This window comes from Stenotrophomonas sp. 05L413, assembly GCF_056397945.1.
Genome location: NZ_JBFTOL010000007.1, coordinates 342,900 through 362,217, shown reverse-complemented (window position 1 = coordinate 362,217; position 19,318 = coordinate 342,900). Strand labels below are relative to the sequence as shown.

At 65.9% G+C, this 19,318-nt stretch carries 14 protein-coding genes and 6 tRNA genes; 10 read left to right on the top strand and 10 right to left on the bottom strand.

The window, feature by feature from the left end; all coding sequences use genetic code 11:
• Positions 1-463: 463 nt before the first annotated feature.
• Positions 464-1,720, top strand: coding sequence for a zinc-dependent metalloprotease (locus AC1DIQ_RS17245; RefSeq protein WP_282260389.1), 1,257 nt, complete (start codon positions 464-466; stop codon positions 1,718-1,720).
• Positions 1,721-1,763: 43 nt separating this feature from the next.
• Here AC1DIQ_RS17245 and lpxH read toward each other — a convergent pair whose 3' ends face one another.
• From lpxH to AC1DIQ_RS17200, 9 genes are all read right to left on the bottom strand, one after another.
• On the bottom strand, positions 1,764-2,507 hold the full coding sequence (gene lpxH, locus AC1DIQ_RS17240; RefSeq protein WP_478050487.1) for a UDP-2,3-diacylglucosamine diphosphatase: 744 nt from the start codon (positions 2,505-2,507) through the stop codon (positions 1,764-1,766).
• 46 nt (positions 2,508-2,553) lie between these two features.
• On the bottom strand, positions 2,554-3,093 hold the full coding sequence (locus AC1DIQ_RS17235) for a phosphatase PAP2 family protein (protein ID WP_121042954.1): 540 nt from the start codon (positions 3,091-3,093) through the stop codon (positions 2,554-2,556).
• Positions 3,074-4,213 carry a glycosyltransferase family 4 protein gene (locus tag AC1DIQ_RS17230; RefSeq protein ID WP_478050486.1) on the bottom strand — a complete coding sequence of 380 codons (1,140 nt, stop codon included), beginning with the start codon at positions 4,211-4,213 and terminating at the stop codon, positions 3,074-3,076. The genes AC1DIQ_RS17235 and AC1DIQ_RS17230 overlap by 20 nt, the downstream gene beginning before the upstream one ends.
• Before the next feature lie 146 nt (positions 4,214-4,359).
• Positions 4,360-7,269: a TonB-dependent receptor plug domain-containing protein gene (locus AC1DIQ_RS17225; RefSeq protein WP_478050485.1), complete on the bottom strand. Its 2,910-nt coding sequence runs from the start codon at positions 7,267-7,269 to the stop codon at positions 4,360-4,362.
• 232 nt (positions 7,270-7,501) lie between these two features.
• On the bottom strand, positions 7,502-9,028 hold the full coding sequence (ppx, locus tag AC1DIQ_RS17220) for an exopolyphosphatase (protein ID WP_121042961.1): 1,527 nt from the start codon (positions 9,026-9,028) through the stop codon (positions 7,502-7,504).
• Between the two features lie 76 nt (positions 9,029-9,104).
• Positions 9,105-11,186 (bottom strand): polyphosphate kinase 1, encoded by a 2,082-nt coding sequence (gene ppk1 / locus AC1DIQ_RS17215; protein ID WP_121042963.1) that lies wholly within the window; start codon positions 11,184-11,186, stop codon positions 9,105-9,107.
• Positions 11,183-12,523, bottom strand: coding sequence for a phosphate regulon sensor histidine kinase PhoR (gene phoR, locus AC1DIQ_RS17210; RefSeq protein ID WP_282260377.1), 1,341 nt, complete (start codon positions 12,521-12,523; stop codon positions 11,183-11,185). The genes ppk1 and phoR overlap by 4 nt, the downstream gene beginning before the upstream one ends.
• 98 nt (positions 12,524-12,621) lie before the next feature.
• A complete protein-coding gene (gene phoB, locus AC1DIQ_RS17205; protein ID WP_121042967.1) occupies positions 12,622-13,311 on the bottom strand; it encodes a phosphate regulon transcriptional regulator PhoB in 690 nt (229 codons plus the stop codon).
• Positions 13,312-13,433: 122 nt separating this feature from the next.
• Positions 13,434-15,074, bottom strand: a complete 1,641-nt coding sequence (locus AC1DIQ_RS17200) for a M48 family metalloprotease (RefSeq protein WP_121042969.1) — start codon at positions 15,072-15,074, stop codon at positions 13,434-13,436.
• A gap of 142 nt (positions 15,075-15,216) precedes the next feature.
• On the opposite strand from AC1DIQ_RS17200, the gene grxC reads away from it, so the two are divergent.
• From grxC to AC1DIQ_RS17185, 3 genes are all read left to right on the top strand, one after another.
• The gene (gene grxC, locus AC1DIQ_RS17195) at positions 15,217-15,516 is read left to right on the top strand and encodes a glutaredoxin 3 (RefSeq protein WP_121042971.1); all 300 of its coding nucleotides are present in this window, start codon (positions 15,217-15,219) and stop codon (positions 15,514-15,516) included.
• Positions 15,513-15,905, top strand: a complete 393-nt coding sequence (locus AC1DIQ_RS17190; protein ID WP_256776270.1) for a carboxymuconolactone decarboxylase family protein — start codon at positions 15,513-15,515, stop codon at positions 15,903-15,905. The genes grxC and AC1DIQ_RS17190 overlap by 4 nt, the downstream gene beginning before the upstream one ends.
• Before the next feature lie 411 nt (positions 15,906-16,316).
• Complete coding sequence (locus tag AC1DIQ_RS17185; protein WP_121042973.1) at positions 16,317-17,324, top strand: isocitrate dehydrogenase; 1,008 nt, start codon at positions 16,317-16,319, stop codon at positions 17,322-17,324.
• Between the two features lie 138 nt (positions 17,325-17,462).
• Here AC1DIQ_RS17185 and AC1DIQ_RS17180 read toward each other — a convergent pair whose 3' ends face one another.
• Positions 17,463-18,221, bottom strand: coding sequence for a Bax inhibitor-1/YccA family protein (locus tag AC1DIQ_RS17180; RefSeq protein WP_346472731.1), 759 nt, complete (start codon positions 18,219-18,221; stop codon positions 17,463-17,465).
• 178 nt (positions 18,222-18,399) lie between these two features.
• Between AC1DIQ_RS17180 and AC1DIQ_RS17175 the strand changes: the two genes are divergently transcribed.
• The 6 genes from AC1DIQ_RS17175 to AC1DIQ_RS17150 all read left to right on the top strand — a co-directional run bounded on the left by AC1DIQ_RS17175 (position 18,400) and on the right by AC1DIQ_RS17150 (position 19,288).
• Positions 18,400-18,476, top strand: a tRNA-Pro gene (locus AC1DIQ_RS17175).
• 45 nt (positions 18,477-18,521) lie between these two features.
• A tRNA-Arg gene (locus tag AC1DIQ_RS17170) sits at positions 18,522-18,598 on the top strand.
• A gap of 34 nt (positions 18,599-18,632) precedes the next feature.
• Positions 18,633-18,709, top strand: a tRNA-His gene (locus AC1DIQ_RS17165).
• A gap of 80 nt (positions 18,710-18,789) precedes the next feature.
• Positions 18,790-18,865 (top strand) — tRNA-Lys (locus tag AC1DIQ_RS17160).
• A 162-nt stretch (positions 18,866-19,027) separates the two neighbouring features.
• A tRNA-Lys gene (locus tag AC1DIQ_RS17155) sits at positions 19,028-19,103 on the top strand.
• Between the two features lie 100 nt (positions 19,104-19,203).
• A tRNA-Leu gene (locus tag AC1DIQ_RS17150) sits at positions 19,204-19,288 on the top strand.
• The last annotated feature ends 30 nt before the right edge of the window (positions 19,289-19,318 follow it).

Below are 19,318 nucleotides of genomic sequence, written 5' to 3'. Positions count from 1 at the left end.
GTTTACGTGGCCGTGTCGAGCGGTGCCTATTCTGCAGGCCGTTTCCGCACAACGGGCCTTCCCATGACGCTTCACCCACCGGTCCTGAACCGGCGTCGTTTTCTCGGTCTGGCGGCGCTGGGAAGCACCGCGCTCAGCCTCTTCCGGCACGCTCTGGCACAGCATCTGGACGGAGCGCTTACCGCCACGTTCGATGCGGACTGGTGGTGGGGCGCTTTCCGCGCCCTGACCCTCAAAGCCCTGGCGGCGGAACGGTTGCAGCGCGTGTGGCCAGCCGGGCTGCAGCCGGCGCTCCGGGACAGTGGGCCAGCCTGAACCAAGATGCGGTCGATCACAGTTCGGAAGTTTCGTCCTCAATTTCTATTGAATTCACGCGGTCATGTCGCGCCAGATGGGCATGCCGGCCCTACCGGCTGACCGCAGCACCGACTCCGCTCCCGTTTTTCACTCAAAGAGAGGCGACATGATGTCCAGTTCGATGAGCAAGGCCGCAGGTGTGATCGCGTTGTGTCTGTTGGGGGCCGGTGGCGCTGCCGCGGCGCCGTTGTTCGAGCCGGTCACTGTGTTGAGCCGGGCCGGCAACGCTCATCAACCGGCCCTGCAGGCCCTGATGGGCTCGCCGTCGACCAGCGCGGTGCAGGAGGTACGGGTGGATGCGAGGGCGGTCGCGCCGGCACAGAAACACCTGGAGTTCGAACTGCTGGGACAGCCGGTGCAGGCCCTGCAGAGCAAGGTCGAGACGCTCGCCGACGGCGGCAGCATCTGGTACGGCCAGATCGGCACGCGTGCCGGCGCTCGCCTGATCAAGGCCGGCGCGCCGGACCCGATGAACGCGGTGATCCTGGTGCGTTCGGGCGACACGATCACTGGCTCGATCCGGAAGGACGGCCAGCTGTACCGGCTGCGTCCGCTGAGCGATGGTCGCCATGTGCTGGTGGAAGTGGATGAGGCGCGCATGCCGGCCGATCATCCCGCCGAGTACAACACCCTGCCCACCGTGGCGATGCCGGCCAATGACCGGCTCGGGATCGCGGCCGCCTCGTCGGGTACGCCGGCCACCATCCGCGTGCTGGTGGTAGCCACCAATGGTGCGGTGGCGGCCTATGGCGGCAACATGCAATCGCTGGTGCAGCTGGCGGTGGCCGAATCCAACCAGGGCTACAGCAACAGCAATGTCGGCATCACCCTGGAGCTGGCCGGGTACGAGACCACCAGCTACGCCGAGTCGAGCAGTTTTTCCACGGATCTGTCGCGCTTCCGCAACACCAGCGATGGGGTGATGGACAGCATCCATACCAGCCGCAACACCACCCGGGCCGATGTAGCGGTGCTGGTGATCAACAACGCCAGTTCCTGTGGCCTGGCCTCGGGGATCGGCTCCACGGCGGCGACGGCGTTTGCAGCGGTGCATTGGGACTGCGCGGCCGGGTACTACTCCTTCGCGCACGAAATCGGCCACCTGCAGAGCGCACGGCACGACATCGCCACCGACGGGAGCGCTTCGCCGTATGCCTACGGCCATGGCTACCGTTACGAGCCGGCGAGCGGCACCGGCTGGCGCACGATCATGGCCTACAACTGCACACGCAGCTGCCCGCGGTTGAACTACTGGTCCAACCCGAACGTCAGCTACAACGGGATCCCGATGGGCATCGCCAGCAGTGCCGACAACCAGCGCGTGCTGGTCAACACCAAGGCGGCTGTGGCCGCATTCCGCTGATCTGGATTTCCCGCGGCGGCCACTGGGCCGTCGCGGGGGCGGTTCAGTTCGCCAGGGCGTCCAGCGTCCAGCCTTCGGGCGTGACGCGCAGCACCGAACCCTGTTCGTACCAGTCACCCAGCACGATGCGGGTGCAGTCTCGCCCGCCGGCCTGCAGCGCGTGGATGGCGGGGCGGTGGGTATGGCCATGGATCATCGTGTCCACGCCATAGCGGCCGAACGTGGCGTCGACCTCTGTCGGCGCGACATCGGTGACGGTTTCGAACTGGGCGCGATCGCCCTGTTTCATTTCCGACTGACGCGCTTGGCTCGCATCGCGCGCCTTCTGCGCGAACGCGATGCGTGCGGCCAGCGGCTGCGACAGGAACTGCGCCTGGAAGATCGGGTCGCGGGTCTGCGTGCGGAACTGCTGGTAGGCGACATCATCCGTGCACAGCAGATCGCCGTGCTGCAGCAGTACCGGACGGCCATACAGGTCGATGACGCTCGGGTCGGGGAGAATCGTGAACCCTGCGCGGCGCGCGTAGTCCTCGCCGACCAGGAAATCGCGGTTGCCGCGGATGAAGTACACCGGCACCCCGGCATCGGCCACGGCATGCAGCGCGATCGCCACCGCATCCGCGGCCGGGGAGGGCGTGTCATCGCCGATCCAGGCTTCGAACAGGTCGCCCAGGATGTACAGCGCCTCGGCCTGCATCGCTTCATCGCGCAGGAAGGCCAGGAACAGGTCGGTGATGGCTGGACGACTCGGGTCCAGGTGCAGATCGGAGATGAACAGCGTGGTCATGGACCCATTGTAAAACGCAGGTGCGCGATGCGCGCGTGCCTGTTGCTCACACCGGCAACGGCAGCCATTGCAGGCTGGCGGCAGCGAGCAGTGCGGCGATGCCGGTCGCGGCCAGCACATCGCTCGGGTAGTGCAGGCCCAGCACCACCCGCGACAGCCCGATCAGCACGGTGAAGGGCACCAGCAGCGGGGCCAGCCACGGGTAGTAGGCCAGTGCCACGATCGTGAAGGACACCGCGTGCAGGGTGTGCCCGGACGGGAAACTGAACTCGTCCAGCGGCGCCACCCAGGCACGGATGCGCAGGTCGGCGGCAAATGGCCGCGGGCGGCGCGTCCAGCGCTTGAGGCCCTTGTACAGCAGCAGTGCCATCAAGCCGGTGGCAGCCATGTGCAACGAAGCACGCAGGCCATCGAAGCCGTCCAGCAGCACCAGCGCGCCCATCAGCGCGTACCAGAACGCGCCATCGCCCAAGCGGCTGATCACCGCGAAGGCATGGCGGATCCGGCGGTGCCGGCAGTAGTGGTTGGCGCGGCGGCACCAACGGGTTTCGCGCCCGCGCAGGGCATCAAGCGGCGTGGTCGGCATGCGGCCTCCGGGCCTGGGCCAGTTCGGCCAGCAGCGCATCGAACTCGGCCACCACGTGCTGCGGATGCAGCCGCTTCATCGCAACGGCGGCCGTGCGGCCAAGCCGGTGGCGCAGGGCGTCGTCGCCGGCCAACTGCACGGCGGCGGTCACAAACTCGCTGTCGTCATTCACGGCAATGCCGTTTTCATCGGTGCGCAGGTACTCGCGGGCAGCGCCGTAATCGAAGGCGACCGTGGCCAGACCGCTGGCCATCGCTTCAAGGGTCACGTTGCCGAAGGTCTCGCTGCGGCTGGGGAAGAGGAACAGATCGCCGCTGGCGAAGTGCCGCGCCAGCGCATCGCCGCGCTGCACGCCGCAGAAGATGAAGTCCGGGTTGTCGTGCGACAGCTTGGCGCGTGACGGTCCATCACCGACAAACACGAACCGCGCCTTCGGTCGCACCTGCTGCAGGCGGCGGAATGCTTTGACCGCCAGACCGAGGTTTTTTTCCGGTGCGATGCGGCCGACATAGATCGCCGCGAAGCCGTTGCCATCGATGCCCCATTCCTCGCGCAGTGCCGGATCGCGCCGCTCGGGCTCGAACTGGCTGCTGTCCACCGCGCGCGCCAGCAGACGCACCCGATCAAAGCCCTGTTCGCCGAGGAATTGCTGCAGCTCCTGGGTCGGCACCAGCGTCGCATCGGCCTGGTTGTGGAAGCGCCGCATCCAGCGCAGGGCGGCCGCCTGCAGCCAGGCCACGCCGTAGTCGGGCAGGTACTCATCGAAGCGGGTATGGAAGCCGGTCGCGACCGGGATCCCGAGGCGCCGCGCGGTGCGCAGTGCCGACCAGCCCAGCGGGCCTTCGGTGGCGATGTAGATCGCGTCCGGCCGCTGGTGTTGCCACTGGCGGGCCAGGCGGGTGGGGGCGGGCAGGCCGAAGCGCAGGCCGGGATAGCGTGGCAGGCCGGCACCGGTGACCAGCACGGTGCTGTCCACCGCCTCGCTGTCGGACGGTTGCCGCGGCCGGACCAGATCGACCTGATGGCCCGCGGCACGCAAACCCAGTTCCAGGCCCTGCACGGTCAAGGCAACGCCGTTGACTTCAGGGGGGTAGGTTTCGGTGACGATGGCATAGCGCATGGCGGGCCTCCGGTATGCCACGCATGCTGGGGCCGGGCGATGTAGCCGACATGACCGCTGTATGACGCTTGGATGACGCACGCGCCGCCACAAAAAGCCACGGCCCCGAAGGGCCGTGGCAGTGACCTGGTGCTATCCGGCGGCGATCAGAAACGCTGCTGGTACTTCATGTACATGAAACGGCCGATGTCGTAGCCGCCGTAATAGGAGAACGCCGAGTTCGGCTGGCTGTACATGATGGGGCCATACTTCTGGAACACGTTGTTGGCGCCGACCGAGACAGTGGCATCCCAGGGCAGGTTGTAACGGAACTGCACGTCGTGGAAGGTGACAGAGCCGCGCCGGTTGTAGTCGCGCGAGCCGGCAAACCAGGGCGCCTGCATGCCAGGGTCGGAGCACTCGTCCGGCCGGGTCTTGACGTTGATGCAGCGTTCCTTCACCCCGGAGTAGTAGCGCGCGGTCCAGCTCACCCCGAAGTCCCCAACGTCCCAGCCCAGGGTCAGGTTGGAGCGCACGCGGAAGCCGCTGCCGATGCCGTTGCTAGGGGTCGGCACGACGTCGGTGTCGTTGGTCGAACGTGACAGGTACGAGCTGACGTAGGTGGTCGACCATCCCGTGCTCAGCTTGCCGTAAGCGGTATCCAGATGGTGGCTGAGCTCCAGGTCGTAGCCTTCGGTTTCCACGAAGCCGGAGTTGCGCTTGCCATACTTCAATTGGTCGACGATGCCGGTGACCGGATCGCGGGTGAAGCCGCTGCAGCGAGACGCGATGCCCTGCTCATAGCAGTCGCGCAGCATGTCGTTGGGGTGGTCGTTGACGATGGTGTTGTCGATGCGGATCTTCCACCAGTCCAGTGCCACGTTGAGGTTGGGCACGAAGGTCGGGCTCCAGACCAGGCCCAGCGTGCGGCTGGTCGAGGTTTCCGGCTGCAGGTCCGGATTGGAGCCATTGGTGAACGGCACCGGGGTCTGGTCGCTGCTGCTGGTGATCGGCACGCCGCCCTGGCGCAGCTGACGGTAGCTGTCCGCATTGGCGATGTCAGCGGCACAGCGCGCGCGGACCTCGGCACTGCTGGCCGAGGCGCCGTAGACGGTATCGCAGGGGTCGCGGTAGCCGGTGGTGAAGGTCTCCGAGCCACCGCCGTACAGATCGGAGATGGTGGGTGCACGGAAGCCTTGCGCCCACGTGCCACGCACCAGCAGCTGCTCGATCGGCTTCCACTTGAAGCCGAATTTGCTGTTGAGGGTGGTGCCGAAGGTGCTGTAGTCCGAGTGACGGGTGGCGGCGTTCAGGCTCAGCTCGCGCGCACCCGGCAGGTCGGCCAGGATCGGCACGCTCAGCTCCAGGTAGGCCTCGTTGACCTTGTAGTCGCCGCCGGTCGGGCCGGCGGCCAGATTGGTGGTGGCGCCGCTCTGAGCCAGCGGATCGGGAATGAACTCACCGGCCTCCTTGCGGGTTTCCACGCCGAAGGCGAAGCCAAGACCGCCGGCTGGCAGCGTCATGATCGTACCGGCGATGCTGGCGAACGCGTTGCGGGTGGTGGTCTTGCCGCGGGAGACTTCCGGCGGGAACAGATAGTCGATCAGCGCCTGGTTGCCGGTCAGGCCATTGGGGTCATTGCTGCCGTAAGGCACCAGTGGATTCCAGGGCATGCAGCCGGCAATCGGCGCGCCAGGAACGCCGCATTCCACCTTGCCGGTAACCTCGTTGTAGTACGACGGGCCGACCGCGTTCTTGACGCGTTCCTTGTTGAGGTTGCCGGTGGCGCGCTGCAGCAGTTCGCTGCGGTTGTACTGGTAGCCCACTTCCCAATCGAAGTAGCGCTCGCCCACCTCGAAGCTGCCTTCCAGTGCCGCCACCGCACGCCAGGTGGTGAGGTCGCTGGTGCTGACCCGCGGGACCTCCCAGGTGCGGCGATTCCAGGCGATGTCGGTGGGGTTCTCGTACCCATGGTGATTGCCGAACGGATTGAACCAGCTGTCGGCCGACATCCGCCCGATGCCGGCGGTGGAGGACTGCAGCGGATAGCCGGCGATCTGGCGGGTGGACGTGCGCTTGTTGTAGCCCAGCTGAGTGGTCAGGCGGATGTCATCGGTCAACTCCAACCGGCCATCCAGGAACAGCGAATCGCGCTTGAGCGGCGAGATCAGGTGCATCTGTTCCTGCGCGTTGCTGACGTCGCCGGTGACGGGGGTCAAGTCACTGAGATGGTAGTTGCCCGGGTTGGTCGGGTCGGCGCCGCGGTCCAGTGAGTAGTTGCAGCCTGCCGCGGCGGTACAGCCCGGGCCCTTCAGGCCGTTGATCTGACCCCACTGACTGACCTGGGTCCAGTTGTCGCCGGGGTGGCGCGTGGTGTTCGGGAATTGGCTGAACCAGCGATCGCGTGCCCACACCCCCTTCTCTTCGGTGTGCTCGGCCGAGAAGGTCAGCGAAGCGCGGTCGTTGGACCAGCCGGCCACCACGTCGACGCTGTTGCGCGCGCCATCGCCCTGGCTGTACTGGCCGTGGTAGACGTTGGCAGTGACGCCATTGACGTTGTGGCGGGTGATGATGTTGATCACGCCGGCCATGGCGTCCGAACCATAGATCGCCGAGGCGCCGTCCTTCAGCACTTCCATGCGTTCGATCGCCGAGACCGGCACACTGGAGATGTCCTGGTAGCCGCCGGTGTTGATGCCCAGGCGCTTGCCGTTGATCAGCACCAAGGTGCGCTGTGCGCCCAGGTTGCGCATGTCGATGTAGGTGCCACCGGCGTTCTCGCCAGCGGCCAGGACGTTGGAGCGGCTGATGGACGGGCTGCCTACCGCGGTCAGGTTCTGCAGGATGTCGGCGACCGAGCTGAAGCCCTGGCGTTCGATGTCGGCGCGGCTGATCGCGAGCACCGGCTGCGCGGATTCGACATCAACCTGGCGGATGCGCGATCCGGTGATCTCGATGCGGTCCAGGGTGGTCGGGGTGGCGTCCTGGGCGAGGACGGCGGTGGAGGCCAGGCCAGCGGTGCCGGCCACGAGGGCAAGGCGGATCGCCTGCCACAACGGGGTGGTGGATGAAGACATGATCGACTCTCTCTCTCTTATCGGAACGACGTCCAAGAAGTCGGCGGACCCAAGTGCCGCCTGCTTCAAAAGTCCGGCCGTGTGAAGACCGGTGTCCCGAGAGTAGATCGATTGGTTAAGAAGCCATGAAGCACATGTGAGGCCGTTCTCACTATGAGTTCATGGGTGCAGCGATCTGCGAATTCAGCCCATGAATTGCTGCAGATGCACGTTTAGAAACGGTTGAAAAGCGTCATGCAACGAAGGGTCGGAACTGCACACCCAGCCCGGCCATACCCTCGGTTTCCCCGATCAGATCCGCGCGCAGCAGCGGACGCGCATCGATGTACGCCTGTGGCAGGATCAGTGACAGTCGCGCGTCATCGGCGGTCAGTTCCAGCGCCGGCATCGGGGTGTCTTCGTGCGCGCGGTTGAGCAGGACCGCCAGGCGCAGCAGCGCGGTCATGCGCCGTGCCGGCTGCAGCAGACGTTCGGGCAGCGCCTCGAAGGCGGACTTGGAAATGTTGCGGCGATGGCTGCGCACCAGCGCGGCCAGCAGCTGCTGTTCCTGCCGCGAGAAACCGGCGATGTCCGAGTTCTCCAGCACGTAGCTGCCATGCACGTGGTAGCCGCTGTGCGCGATCATCAGGCCGAGCTCGTGCAGGCGCGCGGACCAGCCGAGCATGCGCGCATCGTCCGGATCCAGCTGCCAGCTTTCTTCGACCTGGGCCAGCAGGTTCATGGCCGTGCGTTCCACACGATCGGCCTGCACGGTATCGATGCCGTAACGCTGGGTCAGTGCCGCGACCGATTCGTCGCGCAGGTCGTTCTCGCTGGCGCGGCCGAGGATGTCGTAGAGAATGCCCTCGCGCATCGCGGCCTTGCTGACCAGCAGCTTCTGCAGCCCGAGCGCCTGGAAGGCGGCTTCGAGCACCAGGATGCCACCGGCGATGATCGGGCGACGATCCGCGGACAGGCCCGGCAGATCGATGTCCTCGATGCGCTTGGCCTTGAGCAGTTCATCGCGCAGCTGCGGCAATGCTTCGGCGGTGATCGCGCCCTTGCTCAGTTTCATGGTGGCGCAGATTTCGCTGATCGCCTTGTGCGTGCCAGAGGACCCCAGTGCTTCGTGCCAGCCCAGTGCGCGGTACTTGTTGGCGAACTGCTGGAACTCCGCGCCGATTTCGGTCAGTGCGTCCTTCCAGCGCTTCTTGCTCAGCTTGCCGCCGGGGAAGAAGCGGCGCGTGCTGGCGATGCAGCCGGCCTGCAGGCTTTCGCGCTCCAGGGTCTGCATGCCCTGGCCGATGATGAATTCCGTGGAGCCACCGCCGATGTCGATCACCAGCCGGCGCTGGTCCGCCTTGGGGGGCTGCGCATGGGCCACGCCGAGGTAGATCAGGCGCGCTTCTTCGCGGCCGCTGACCACTTCGATCGCATGCCCGAGCGCGGTTTCGGCCGGCATCAGGAAGGCCTGCGGCGAGCGCAGCTGGCGCACCGTGTTGGTGGCCAGCGCGCGGACGCGCACCGAGGGGATCGCACGGATGCGCTGGCCGAACCGGGCCAGGCACTCCAGCGCGCGCTGGCGGGCCTCGGCGGACAGGCCGCCCTTGCCATCCAGGCCATCGGCCATGCGCACGGTCTCGCGCAGGCGGTCGACCACCCGCAACTGCCCGAGGGTGTATCGCGCGATGACCATATGGAAACTGTTGGATCCCAGGTCGATGGCGGCGAGCAGGTCGCCATCCTGCAAAGCGGGCGGAGTCGTGGAGGTATGCGGCATGGGCGAATGTTAGCCGAAGGCAGGGGCCCCGCGTCACCGCACCGCCTTCACAGGGGATGCGACGCGGGGTCGCAGGCTACAGACCCTGCAGCAGGGCCATCTGCGCCGCGTGCGGCGGCTCGTCGTGGCCGGGCGTGCACTTGATGTAGCTGCCGTCGGCCTGCAGTTCCCAGGCGTTGAGGTTGTCGTCCAGGTAGTTCTGCAGCACGTCGCGGTAGACCTTGCGCGCCAGTTCCGGGTCCAGGATCGGGAAACAGGTCTCGACCCGGCGCAGCAGGTTGCGCTCCAGCCAGTCCGCGCTGGCGCAGAATAGCTCCGAGGCCCCGTCATTGCCGAACCAGTAGACCCGGCTGTGTTCCAGGAAGCGGCCCACGATCGAGCGCACCCGGATGGTGTCCGACACGCCGGGCACGCCGGGTCGCAGCGTGCAGGCGCCGCGTACGATCAGGTCGATCTGTACGCCCGCCTGTGAGGCCGCGTACAGGGCCCGGATCATCTGGGGTTCGTTGAGGGCGTTCATCTTGGCGATGATCCGCCCGGGGCGGCCACTGGCGGCCAGGCGCGTTTCGCGCTCGATCCGTTGCAGCAGGCCCGGGTGCAGGGTGAAGGGCGACTGCAGCAGGCGCTTGAGCTTCATCCGCGGGGCCAGCCCGGACAGCTGCTGGAACAGCAGGTGCACATCGTTGCCGATGTCCGCATCGGCGGTGATCAGGCTCAGGTCGGTGTAGGCCCGCGCGGTACCGCTGTGATAGTTGCCGGTGCCCAGGTGCACGTAGCGGCGCAGCTTGCGGCCTTCGCGGCGCACGATCAGCAGCATCTTGGCGTGGGTCTTGAAACCGACCACACCGTAGACGACCTGCACGCCGGCTTCCTGCAGGCGGTCGGCCAGGCCGAGGTTGGCTTCCTCATCGAAGCGCGCGCGCAGCTCGACCACGACGGTCACGTCCTTGCCGTTGCGTGCGGCCTGGATCAGCGCATCGACGATCAGCGAATCCTTGCCGGTGCGGTACAGGGTCTGTTTGATCGCCAGCACATTCGGGTCGACCGCCGCCTGCTTGATCACATCCAGCACGGCGGTGAACGCATCGAAGGGATGGTGCAGCAGCACGTCCCGGCGCGCGACGATCTCGAAGATGCCATCGCTGTCGCGCAGGACGCGCGGGCTCAGCGACGGGTACTTCAGGTCCGGCCGCTGGATCACGTCATACAGCTGGACCACGCGGTTGAGGTTGACCGGGCCGTCGATGCGGTAGACCGCGTTCTCGGTCAGCCCGAAGTTCTGCAGCAGGGTGCGGACGATGTCGCGCGGGCAATCCTGCGCGATCTCCAGCCGTACGGCCGGGCGGTAGCCACGGTCGACCAGCTCATCGCGCAGGGCAAGCGCCAGGTTCTCGACTTCTTCCTCGTCCACCACCAGCTCGGAATTGCGGGTCACGCGGAACTGATACGCGCCCTGGACTTCCATGCCCGGGAACATCTCATCGACGAAGGTGGACAGCACCGAGGACAGGAACACGAAGGTCTGCGGGCCGCCGAGTTTTTCCGGCAGCTGGATGATGCGCGGCAGTGAACGCGGTGCACGCACGATCGCCAGATGCCCCGCGCGACCGAACGCATCGGTGCCCTTGAGCACCACCACGATGTTCAGCGATTTGTTGAGGATCTTCGGGAACGGGTGCGACGGATCCAGGCCAAGCGGGGACAGCACCGGCATGATCTCGTTGCGGAAATACGCCCGCAGCCAGCGCTTCTGGCGATGGTTCCAGGAGTGCCGGCCGAGCACGTCGATGCCGGCGTCATGCAGTGCCGGGCGCAGGGTCTCGTTCCAGCAGCGGTACTGCTGGTCGACCAACTGCGCGGCACGGTCATGGATGGCATTGAGGATCGCCTGCGGGGTCATGCCGTCCGGCGCGGGCGGCAGGCCGAATTCCTGCGCATGGCGCACCGCGGCCGCGCGGATCTCGAAGAATTCATCCAGGTTGGTGCAGGAGATGCACATGAAGCGCAGGCGCTCCAGCAGCGGCACCTGCGGGTCCATGGCCTGGGCCAGTACGCGGAAGTTGAAATCCAGCTGCGACAGCTCGCGGTTGATGTACAGCGCCGGATCGCGCAGCGGATCGCCGTCCACAGGCACGGCGACGGGAACAGGAGTGCTCATGCGGAAAAGTCTTCAGAAGAAGGAAGGGAGACGACCTCGTTGCGCGCACGCACCTGGTCGGCATCGAAATGGCAGGAGAACGTGCTGCCTTTGCCGACCTCGCTCTGGATCTCCAGGCGGGCATGGTGCAGGCCGAGAATATGTTTGACGATCGACAGCCCCAGCCCGGTGCCGCCGCTTTCGCGCGAGCGGCTGCTGGAGACGCGGTAGAACCGTTCGGTCAGGCGCGGCAGATGGTTGGCCGGAATGCCGTAACCGGTATCGCGTACCGACAGCACCACGCCATCGCCTTCGCGCGCGAACGCCACTTCCACGCGGCCACCGGCCGGGGTGTAGCGCACCGCGTTGGTGACCAGGTTGGAGAACGCACTGTGCAGTTCCTTGTTGGAGCCCTGCAGATCCACACCGGCGGTATCGATGATGCTGATCTGGTGACGGCCCTGGCTGTGCGCTTCGGCCTCGCGGCGCAGCGTGGCCAGCATCGGCGTCATCGCCACGGCTTCGGCTTCGGTGTGCTCCTGCGATTCCAGCCGCGACAGGGTGAGCAGGTCTTCGACCAGCTGCGCCATGCGCTGGGATTGCTTGCGCATCTCCTCCAGCATCGGGCCGGTGCCGGGGAAATCCTCCGGATCCATCATGTCCAGGTAGCCGTGCACCACGGTCAGCGGCGTGCGCAGTTCATGCGAGACGTTGGCGACGAAGTCGCGGCGCACCTGTTCCAGTCGCAGCAGCTTGCTGACGTCACGCGCGATCAGCAGCCAGTAGTCCGGCGAGTAGGGAATCAGGCGCAGGTTGAGGCGGATCGCCGGATCGACCGGGGAGGGTACATCCAGGATCGGTTCGGCATTGCGGCCCCCGGCCAGCCAGTGCGCCAGCGGCATCGGCTGCAGGCGTTCAACCAGCGCTTCGCCCAGGTCGCCCGGGTGGTGCAGCCCGAGCAGCGAGGTCGCCGCTTCGTTGAACCACTGCACGCGCTGGCTGTTGCGGTCGACCACCACCACCGCATCCGGCAGCGCGGCCGCAGCAGCGCGATAACTGCGCAGCATGTCCAGCAGGCGCCGCTTGCGCGTGCGCATTTCCCACTGGTTGCGGTAGAGCAGGCGGTCCAGCTCGTTCCATACACCGGTGCCGTCACCCATGTCCCAGCGATGGCGCGCGGTGAGGCCACGCAGCACCCGGCGCAGCCGCCAGTAATGCCAGGCCAGTGCACCGATCGAGGCCAGTGCGATGCACATCCACACATGGCCGGCTGCCAGGCCCAGCAAGCCGGCCGCGAGCAGCAGGGCGGCGAGGGTGGCCAGCGTTTTCAACCAGGCAGAACGGATGTGGCGGGGCATTGCGGTCTCGCAGAAAGTGCGGTCCTCGGACTCGATCCAAGGTTATAGCAGGAGTGGCCGGAACCAGGCATGCGCGCCCGGGACCGGCCCGACGAGACTCAGGTGGAGGTGGAGAACCGGTAACCGGCGCCGCGCACGGTCTGCACCATGTTCTCCGCGGCGAACGGCTCCAGCGTCTTGCGCAGGCGGCGGATGTGCACATCGATAGTGCGCTCCTCCACATACACGCTGCCGCCCCACACGTGATCCAGCAACTGGGCACGGGTGTACACGCGCTCAGGGTGGGTCATGAAGAAATGCAGCAGGCGGTACTCGGTCGGGCCGATCGGCACCGGCTGGTCGCCAGCGAAGACGCGGTGTGCGGCGCCATCGATGCGGATCGTACCGACCGCGACGCTGCCATCTTCGTCATCGTCGCGGGCGCGGCGCATGACCGCACGGATGCGGGCCAACAGTTCGCGCGCCGAGAACGGCTTGACCACGTAGTCGTCGACACCGGCTTCCAGGCCACCGACACGGTCGTTCTCTTCCCCGCGTGCAGTCAGCATGATGATCGGCACCTCGCGGGTGAGGGCTTCTTTGCGCCAGCGCCGGGCCAGCTCCAGGCCGCTGGTGCCCGGGAGCATCCAGTCCAGCAGGATCAGGTCCGGGACGCGATCGGCGATGGCGGTCTGCGCCTCGCGCGCGTCGCCGGCATGGATCGGATCGTAGTCGCCCTTGCGCAGGGCAAAGGCGACCATCTCGCGGATCGCGGGTTCGTCATCGACGATCAGGATGCGTTTCTGCACGTGCCCACCGTATTGCTCATCAGATCGGGATTGAGCTCAGTAGACTACGGTTTCATGACAGGTTTGTGACGAGGTGGCCGTTACCGTCGTGGGCCGCCATCCCACCGTCATCCGGGCGCCCCTCAGCGGCGGTCCAGCTCGGGGTCGTCGATTCCCTGCCGGCGCATTTCCAGCACCGTGGGGGTGATGCTCTCGATCCGGGCATCGACCCGGGCACGGCCGACATAATCCAGGTTCGGCTGCCGCTTCAAGGCCTGCAGCTGGATCAGCGCCTGCTCCGGGCGGCCACTGAGGTACGCGGCTTCGGCATAGGCCTCGCTGGCCCGGGTGGTGTCGCCAGCCAGTTCACTGGCGCGGGCGAAGCGCTGCTGGAAGACCGGATCATTGCCGCTTTGCGACAGCATCGGGCGCAGCATCGCCTGCGCGCGCTGGCCGGCCTCGCGCCCGCCCTGTTCATTGAGGATGGCCGCATAGGTCAACGCGACCGGGCGGCTGCCGGGGTGCTGGCGCATCAGGGTTTCGAACCGGGCGTTGGCCTGCACCGGCTGGCCGCTGCGCGACTCCGCCTCGCCCAATGCCAGCGCCACCCAGACGTTGTCCGGGTGGTCGCGCAGCATCTCGGCCAGATCGCGGGTGGCCTGCGCGGCCGCACTGTTGCGCAGCCGGCCCAGGGCCAGCCCGTAGCGTTGCGGCTCGGTCAACCCGTTCTTCTGCGCGCGTTGCAGGCTTTCGTATTCCCGGATGACATCGCCAGGGGTATCGGCACTGAGCACGCGCAGGCGCTCACGCGCCCACTCGAACTGGCCGGTGCTGCCGCGGCTGAGCGCGTTGACCGAAATCTGCATCGAGGCCGGCAGCAAGGGGTTGCTCCGTCGCACCAGCGGATCGGACAACGCCGGGTCGGACGGGTTCACCCGCTCCTGGCGAACCCCGCCGGGCACCTCGGTGGTGAGCAGCACCGTGTCCTTCTTCATCTGCTCGGCGCGGGCCTTGGCCTCGCTGATGCGGGTGGTGGTGACCGGATGGGTCTGCAGGAAATCCGGGACGCTGTAACCGCCCTGGTTGCCCCGCATCGAGGCCGACATGCGCTCGAAGAAGCCGGCCATGGCATCCACGTCGTAGCCGCTGCGGGCCAGGGTGCGGATGCCCAGGCGGTCGGCCTCGGATTCGTTGGAGCGGGTGTAATTGATCTGGCGCTGCTGCATCAGGCCCATGCCCGAGGTGATCGCGGCCATGGTGGCATCACCGGAGGAATTGCCGCCGGCCTGCTGCGCGGCCACGATCGCGGCGAGCATGCCGAGCAGGATCGGGATCTGGTCGCGCTGGGCACGTTCGACACCGCGCAGCACGTGCTGCTGGGTGACGTGGGCGATTTCGTGGGACAGCACCGCGGCCACTTCGTCCTCGCGCTCGGCGGTCAGCACCAGGCCCGCGTTGACCCCGATATAGCCGCCGAGGGTGGCAAAGGCGTTGATCTGCCGGTCCTTGAGCATGAAGAACGTGTAGGACTGGCGCGGCTGGGCACTGTTGGAGCCCAGCCGGGCGCCCATGGTCTGCAGCCAGTCATCGACCAGCGGGTCATCGAGCAGATAGCCGTAATTGCGCAGTTCGCGCAGCATCATCCCGCCGTACTCGGCCTGCCGGGCCGGGGTCAGCAGCTCGCCGGCCGAGGAGCCGATGTCTGGCAGCTTGCTTTCCTGGGCCCCGGCCAGCGGCACGGCCAAGGCCAGGGTCAACGCGGCAGAGAGCAGCAAGGGGCGCAAACGGAGCTCCTGGGGGGAAGACGGACGACAGCGTGACAGGGCCAGTACAACCTGCAGTTAAACCACAGTGTTGCGGTGGTGACGTGGAAAATCCAGCGGACCGCTACCATATACAGACCAACGTTCCGCTGTGGAGTTTCCCGTGAGCCAAGATGCTGTTTCCACCCCCGGTGGCGCACCCGCCATCACCATCTACTCGACCGCGGTGTGCCCGTACTGCGTGGCCGCCAAGAACTTCCTGAAGAGCAAGGGCCGCGACTGGACCGAGGTCCGGATCGATCTGGACCCGGTCGAGCGCGATAAAATGATGGCCAAGACCCGCCGCACCAGCGTGCCGCAGATCTTCGTGGGCGAGGTCCATGTGGGTGGCTACGACGACATGATGGCGCTGCACCGTGCAGGCAAGCTGGAGCCGCTGCTGGCCGGGCAGGACCCGGCATGAGCGCGGCCGACGACGGCAGCAAGGACCGCATCGCCGAATTCACCGAGTTCCGCCAGCGCATGAACCAGCGCATCCTGGGTGAACCCAACCAGGTCGTGCGTCGCTTCTTCGCGCTGGACACCCAGACCTACCAGGCCGGCGCGCTGGATGTGAAGACCAAGGAACTGCTGGGCCTGGTCGCCTCGATGGTGCTGCGCTGCGATGACTGCATCAGCTACCACGTGGCCCAGTGCAAGGACGCCGGCGTGACCCGCGAGGAGTTCTTCGAGACCTTCTCGGTCGGCCTGGTGGTCGGCGGCTCGATCGTGATCCCGCACCTGCGCCGCGCGGTGGACTTCCTGGACCAGCTCGAAGGCGGCGCCGATGCGCCGGCCGTTCACGAGCATTGAGCCCGGGGCCGTGATGGCCCCGCCGCGGTAGGCGCCGACCGTTGGTCGGCTGCTCCGGCACCCCGGCAATGGCGTCGCCCCCCGGTGGCGCACCGTTCAGGTGCGAGACCCCGTTCAGCAACCCGGATAGCAATGCCTCTGGAGGAAAGCCCCTTCTGTTGAAGGGGCGCGCCGACAGGCGCGGGGTAGAGGAGGAATGCGCGGGCAAACCGCTTCGCGGTTTGCAGGGGCGCGCCAACGGCGCGGGGTAGAGGAGGTATGCGCGGGCAATTCTGCCTTACCCGCCTTGGACCAATGGCCTATTTGGGGTCCATCGGGCGGGTAAGGCATAATTGCCGATGAAACTTCCCTTGCGCCCGCGCTTTGCGCACCTCACGGATGGCGCTCCCCCTCGGTTCGGAATACACATCAATGACGCAGAAAATCACGGTCATCCGCGGTGACGGCATCGGCCCGGAGATCATGGACGCTACCCTGTTCGTGCTCGGCAAGCTGGACACCGGCTTTGAATACGAAGACGCCGACGCGGGCCTGGTCGCGCTGGAAAAGCACGGCGATCTGATGCCGGCCTCCACGCTGGAGTCGATCGCACGCAACAAGATCGCGCTGAAGAGCCCGCTGACCACGCCGGTCGGTGGTGGCTTCACCTCGATCAACGTCAGCCTGCGTCGCCACTTCGACCTGTACGCCAACGTGCGTCCGGCGGTGTCCTTCCCGAACACCAAGTCGCGTTTCGGCGACGGCGTGGACCTGATCACCGTCCGTGAGAACACCGAAGGCGCCTACCTGGCCGAAGGCCAGGAAGTGTCGGCCGATGGCGAGACCGCCTTCTCCGGCACCCGCATCACCCGCAAGGGTTCCGAGCGAATCGTGCGCTACGCCTTCGAGCTGGCCCGCAGCACCGGCCGCAAGAAGGTCACCGCCGTGCACAAGGCCAACATCATCAAATCGACCTCGGGCCTGTTCCTGGCCGTGGCGCGTGAAGTGGCGGCCAAGTACCCGGACATCGAGTTCCAGGAAATGATCGTCGACAACTGCTGCATGCAGCTGGTGATGCGTCCGGAACAGTTCGACGTGATCGTGACCACCAACCTGTTCGGCGACATCATCTCCGACCTGTGCGCCGGTCTGGTCGGCGGCCTGGGCCTGGCCCCGGGTGCCAACATCGGTGAGAACGCGGCGATCTTCGAAGCCGTGCACGGCACCGCGCCGGACATCGCCGGGCAGGGCAAGGCCAATCCGTGCGCGCTGCTGCTGGCCGCTGCACAGATGCTGGACCACGTCGGCCAGGTCGAGAACGCCGAGCGCCTGCGCAAGGCCATCGTGGCCACGCTGGAAGCCAAGGATTCGCTGACCGGCGATCTGGGCGGCACCGGCAACACCATGGGCTTTGCCCAGGCCATCGCCAGCCGCCTGTAAGCGCGCGGGTCGGTTGTCCAGAAAGCGGGGCGCTTCGGCGTCCCGCTTTTTTGTTGCCTGGCGCCTCATTCGGCAGGGGGTGGGGACATGAAAAAGGCGCCTTGCGGCGCCTTCGTCATCGTGCAGTGAGCGTGTGGCTCAGCGCTGCTGGATCTTGGACAGCAGGCGCAGGAATTCCACGTACAGCCACACCAGCGTGACCATCAGGCCGAACGCGCCGTACCACTCCATGAACTTCGGTGCGCGTGCCTCGGCGCCGGTTTCGATGAAGTCGAAATCCAGCACCAGGTTCAACGCGGCCACCACCACCACGAACAGGCTGAAAGCGATCCCCATCCAGCCGCCCTCGTGGATCATCGGAATGTTGATGTTGAAGAAGCTCAGCACGAACGAGGCCAGGTACAGCAGCGCGATGCCGCCGGTTGCCGCCACCACACCCAGCTTGAAGTTCTCGGTGACCTTGATCAGGCCGCTGCGGTACACCGCCAGCATCACGAACATCGTGCCGAAGGTCAGCATCACGGCCTGCATCACGATGCCGGGGAACTTGGCGTTGAACATCGCCGAAATCGCACCCAGGAACAGGCCTTCGACCAGCGCATACATCGGTGCAGTGACCGGCGACCATTCCTTCTTGAACACGGTCACCAGGGCCAGCACCAGGCCGCCGATCGCGCCAACGAGCGTGTAGAGCATGGCGCTGGAGGTGGGGAGGCCGTTCGCATCGACTGACTGGCTCCACGCGAACGCGGCCGTCAGCACAGTGAGCAGCAGCAGAATGCCGGTCTTGTTGACGGTGCCGTTGATGGTCATCGCCTGGTCGGGGCGGGCCACGACCGAGCCGCTGGCCAGGTCGAGGAAGGTCGACTCGGAAAGTGCGGGATTGCCGCTGCGCATTGCCAATCTCCTTGATGGGGTAGGGGTTCGGCCATCCGGCCGCTGACCCGAGCATAGCGGAAGCGGCCATCGGCCATGACGACATGTGAATTGATGTGTGAAAACCGTTGACAGATGCCCTGTCGATTCCCACAATAGGCGGCTCTTTCGGGGGGAACCCCGGAGGGAAACAAACCGCCGGGGTATAGCGCAGTCTGGTAGCGCGCCTGCTTTGGGAGCAGGATGTCGGGGGTTCGAATCCCTCTACCCCGACCAAGCCCGCTGCTCAAATCGGGATTGGAATGCGACAATCCGGATCGAGCGCCCGTAGCTCAACTGGATAGAGCACCGGCCTTCTAAGCCGGCGGTTACAGGTTCGATTCCTGTCGGGCGCGCCATTCGGTGCAAGCGGTAGGAACAAGGTTTTCAGTGGTGGCTGTAGCTCAGTTGGTTAGAGTTCCGGATTGTGATTCCGGTGGTCGGGGGTTCGAGTCCCCTCAGCCACCCCACTGATTCAGACTGGTTCACCGAAAGTGAATCAGGGTTGCAAAAGGCAGCACACACGCTACAATGTGCGCTTGAGTTTTCAGGGCTGTTAGCTCAGTTGGTAGAGCAGTTGACTCTTAATCAATAGGTCCAAGGTTCGAATCCTTGACAGCCCACCAAGACAGAAGCCATCGGGTCCGCCCGGTGGCTTTTTTCTTGTTTTGAGACATCGCGTTGAACGGTGTAGTAGTTGAGCGTCTACGGACGCCATTCGCCATCCATTTAAATAAAACGCTTGCGTCGCGCGCAGGAAACCCTGCATAATTCGCCTCCCGATTTTCGGGCTGTTAGCTCAGTTGGTAGAGCAGTTGACTCTTAATCAATAGGTCCAAGGTTCGAATCCTTGACAGCCCACCAAGACGAAAGCCGCCTGGTCCGCCAGGCGGCTTTTTTCTTGTCAAAGCGCTTCAGCTTTGGGCGCGGGCCTGCAACAATGCGCGCCTGAGTGTTCAGACTCGCGAAAGTGGCGGAATTGGTAGACGCCCTGGATTTAGGTTCCAGTGCCGCAAGGCGTGGGGGTTCGAGTCCCCCCTTTCGCACCAGTGCAGGGCATTTTCGCCCGCACCATGACC